The sequence below is a fragment of the Capnocytophaga sp. oral taxon 324 str. F0483 genome (assembly GCF_000318315.2).
GTDB lineage: Bacteria > Bacteroidota > Bacteroidia > Flavobacteriales > Flavobacteriaceae > Capnocytophaga > Capnocytophaga ochracea.
Window position 1 is genome coordinate 13191 of the sequence record NZ_KB291531.1, and the last position, 2504, is coordinate 15694.

Annotated in this window: 3 protein-coding genes; 1 reads left to right on the forward strand and 2 read right to left on the reverse strand. The window is 30.9% G+C overall.

All coding sequences use genetic code 11. From position 1 onward, the window contains the following. Positions 1 to 900 precede the first annotated feature (900 nt). Positions 901 to 1152: a GlsB/YeaQ/YmgE family stress response membrane protein gene (locus HMPREF9072_RS09775; RefSeq protein WP_009411577.1), complete on the forward strand. Its 252-nt coding sequence runs from the start codon at positions 901 to 903 to the stop codon at positions 1150 to 1152. Positions 1153 to 1233: 81 nt separating this feature from the next. On the opposite strand, the gene HMPREF9072_RS12560 is transcribed toward HMPREF9072_RS09775, so the two are convergent. Beyond that, a complete protein-coding gene (locus tag HMPREF9072_RS12560; RefSeq protein ID WP_083475902.1) occupies positions 1234 to 1602 on the reverse strand; it encodes a hypothetical protein in 369 nt (122 codons plus the stop codon). A 28-nt stretch (positions 1603 to 1630) separates the two neighbouring features. Further along, the gene (locus HMPREF9072_RS09780) at positions 1631 to 2326 is read right to left on the reverse strand and encodes a DUF3784 domain-containing protein (RefSeq protein WP_009411578.1); all 696 of its coding nucleotides are present in this window, start codon (positions 2324 to 2326) and stop codon (positions 1631 to 1633) included. Between the last annotated feature and the right edge of the window lie 178 nt (positions 2327 to 2504).

Genomic DNA, 2504 nt, shown 5'->3' on the forward strand with positions numbered 1-2504 from the left:
CAAAACTACAAAATTTGAAAGCAATTCACAACAGCACCTGCAAGGTGCTCTTGTACACCTGTGTTGTTATCAATCGCAAAACTACAAAATTTGAAAGCAATTCACAACCGAATTTGATATTGCTGAATATTATGTTGCGTTGTTATCAATCGCAAAACTACAAAATTTGAAAGCAATTCACAACAAGATGACACTTTACGAATTTCTACAATTAGTTGTTATCAATCGCAAAACTACAAAATTTGAAAGCAATTCACAACCAATAGACCCTTATATATTAGGGGTACTCAGTTGTTATCAATCGCAAAACTACAAAATTTGGAATTAATTTACAATTATATACTCCTTTTTTTTGTTTACCATATTATGTAAATAGGGACAAATTAACAAGACGACAAAGGTTTAAAATTGCTAATGTTTTATTATCTTTGCACTCTAAAATAGTATCACTATGAAAGATAATTTTTTAATAGAAGCTATAAAAGTCATACTGAGTATGTTTTCAGGTTGCTTGCCTTGGTTGCTACTGCTTGCCTTTTTCTGGGGTTTAGCAATGATATTATTTAACTAATAGTTAGTTTCAGATGCAAAACTACAAAATTTGAAAGCAATTCACAACTATAAATTGGCAAATTTGAGAATTAGCAAATTTGAAAATTAACTAAGTTGTTATCAATCATATAGCTATAAAGTTTGAAAGCGGCTCACACTGTTTTTCCTGTCCGTGTGGCTCGCACATCACAGAGCTACGAAATTTGAAAGCAATTTACAAAATGTATAAGTAAATAATCTGAACAATAACGCCAAGTAAAGCGAGCGAATCCTCTCCCTTTTATGATTTTTATTTGTTTTTTTAGATGATAATTCTTACCTTTGTACCCTAATTTAATATTAAAAATTATGGGTATTATCGCAACACTTATTATTGGAGCCATCGCTGGATGGTTAGGAGGAACTATCTACAAAGGTAGTGGATTAGGTCTTATAGGCAATATCATTATTGGTATTCTTGGAAGTATCGTGGGGTATTGGCTTTTAGGAGATGTGTTTCACGTCTCACTTGGAGGAGGATGGATTGGTGCTATCTTGACAGGAGCTATTGGAGCTATTGTTATTTTATTCTTGATAAATTTGATATTTAAAAAGAAGTAATAAGGAAGGAAGAGCACATATTAAAAATGAAAAAACCCCGAAAATATATGTTTTCGGGGTTTTTTAGTACTTCTTTTAGAATTACCTACTGGCGTTAGCAATCCAGGTTTTCCCATCTGTAGTATACAAAATGTTCAATGAAGAGGCGTTGATTCTAATGATTTTCACACCATCTTTTAAGTCGATGTTTACTAAAGTGTTATCTCCTTCTTTTTTGAAGCTAACACCTTTAAGGTCAGGAATACCATCTGAAAAACGGAAATAATAGTCATTTCCTGTTTTAATAACTGTTACGGCTCCATTGTCAGCGGATTTTTTCTGTTGACTATCGGAGTAAGAGACTTTACCTTTGTAGGTTCCTACAAAAAGGTCATTGTCTGCTGGGTCATCATTCTTGCTACAAGATATACAAGAAAAAGCTACTAGTGAATGTCCGTAATAAGAGTTAATGTTTTAGGCGAAATTATAAAATTTGGGTTCATTTCATATGTGTTTTGATATTATTGAATAATTGTAAAGTTTGTATAGAATCGCCATAATTCAAAAGAAGTATTTGATTTTTGGAGTGATAAATCTTAATGTAAGGTTTTGTATTAACACGTAAAGAAAGTTTATATACATCTCCTTTTTCGGTTTTAAAAAATCCCTTTTTGATGATTCCTACATCAAATCCGTTAGTTCGCAAAACAAATTTAGGTAATTCGTTAATAAGAGTTATTGAATCAATATCTTTCATTTTAATATTAAAATGATAAAGACCTGAATTCTCAATTCTTTCTTTGCTAACCTCAATATCACTTTCTCTCATTCCATAAAAAAGAAAAATACACACAGCCCCGATTAAGAAAAGAACAATGTAAATAGTTTTTTTAGAAGAAGATTGTTTTTTTATAGGATTAAATCGTAGTACGGATAAAATGGGAATAAGCAAGCCTAATAATATGGAAATACAAATATCCCAGACAACGGAACGAGACAAAAAAGAAAAAAAAATAGAAGCTAATCCACAAATAATAAAGACATTACGCAGATACAGCGTATAATCTGTGTTTTTTAAAGATTCTTTCTCTTCATCAGACAATGTGTTATAGCCTGATAATAAGTTAGGGAATTTTGAGATTAGGAATCCCAATAATATATAAAACAGTCCTAAAATACAATTTAAGGTATCCATAAAAGTTTAGTTTTATACGTTAATAATACGAGAAATAATACAAGACAAAGATAAACATAACAAAATCCGTTTAAACTTTTGGCAAAGTTACAATAAATAATTAGAGAATGAGGGAATTAGAGAATGAGGAAATTAGAAAATGGAGTGTGAGGTTGTATTAGAGGAATGAGGCTGTGCC

Coding starts and splice junctions, on each gene's coding strand:
- HMPREF9072_RS09775 (WP_009411577.1), top strand. CDS start 901: ATGGGTATTATCGCAACACTTATTATTGGAGCCATCGCTGGATGGTTA.
- HMPREF9072_RS09780 (WP_009411578.1), bottom strand. CDS start 2,326: ATGGATACCTTAAATTGTATTTTAGGACTGTTTTATATATTATTGGGA.